Genomic DNA, 1,156 nt, shown 5'->3' on the forward strand with positions numbered 1-1,156 from the left:
TCACCCTTGTATCTGGACGATCTGCGGATTGTTCGGTTGGAAGCGATGGAACACCGGGGTGGGCGGCCGCCCGCCCCGGTGTTCCGGCGATGTCGCCCGATCACCCTCTGGCTGCAACCGTGTGGGAGCCAGGGATCATCGCCGCAGTCACGTACAACCGAACAGTCGCTTGATCCGCAGTCGTACAGACAAGGCAGGTTACCGTGATGACGATCATTTGTGGAGTGGACGTATCCAAGTCGTGGCTCGATGCCTGGATCGAGCCGGCCGGCCATCAGCGCTTCGCCAACACCGCCGAAGGTGTTGCCGAGCTTGGGGCCTATTGTCGCGCGCATCATGCGGCGCTGGTGGTGATGGAGGCCAGCGGCGGTCTTGAGCAGCCCGCCTATCTGGCCCTGTGGCAGGCGGGTCAGCCCTGCGCCATCGCCAATGCCCGGTCGGTCCGCAAGTTCGCCGAGGCGATGGGGTATCTGGAAAAGACCGACCGTATCGACGCGATGATGATCGCGCGCTTCGCCGACGCCAAGCGCATGGTGGCAACGCCCCCGCCATCCGCCGACCAGCAGCGCCTCATCGCCCTGGCTGCGAGGTTGCGCCAGGTCACGGCCGATCTCGGCGTGCAGAAGCAGCGCCTGCACAGCGTCCGCGACCCCTTCGCGCGACAAAGCATCCAGGAGGCGATCGCTTTCTTCACCACCCAAGCCAGCCGGCTTGCCGGCGAGATCGCGGCCCTTATCGAGGTCGATCCGCTCTGGGTCGCGCTCGACCGCACCTTCCGTTCGATCAAGGGCGTCGCCGACCGCACGGTCGCCTATATCCTCGCCGAACTGCCCGAGATCGGCACCCTCTCCAATCGCGCCGTCACCAAACTCGTCGGTCTCGCTCCACTCCCCGACGACAGCGGCCAACGCCGAGGGCGACGCTCGATCCGCGGCGGACGAGCGGGCCTGCGCTCGATCCTCTTCCTCGTCGCAGATGTCGCACGCCGATACGATCAAAGCCTCACCGACTTCCGCGAACGCCTCCTGGCTCGTGGCCTCAGCAAAATGGAGGTCCGCATCGCCCTCGCCAGAAAACTCCTCGTCCGCCTCAATGCCAAAGCACGTGACGTCCGTGCCGAACTCGCCCATGCAATTTGACAATCCAGATAGTCGCT

1 protein-coding gene is annotated in these 1,156 nt (G+C 65.1%); it reads left to right on the top strand.

Going from position 1 to position 1,156, the window contains the following annotated elements:
- Positions 1 to 203: 203 nt before the first annotated feature.
- Positions 204 to 1,139 carry an IS110 family RNA-guided transposase gene (locus tag SPR01S_RS21025; protein WP_066593812.1) on the top strand — a complete coding sequence of 312 codons (936 nt, stop codon included), beginning with the start codon at positions 204 to 206 and terminating at the stop codon, positions 1,137 to 1,139.
- The last annotated feature ends 17 nt before the right edge of the window (positions 1,140 to 1,156 follow it).

The organism is Sphingomonas pruni NBRC 15498 (assembly GCF_001598455.1).
GTDB classification, from domain to species: Bacteria; Pseudomonadota; Alphaproteobacteria; order Sphingomonadales; family Sphingomonadaceae; genus Sphingomonas; species Sphingomonas pruni.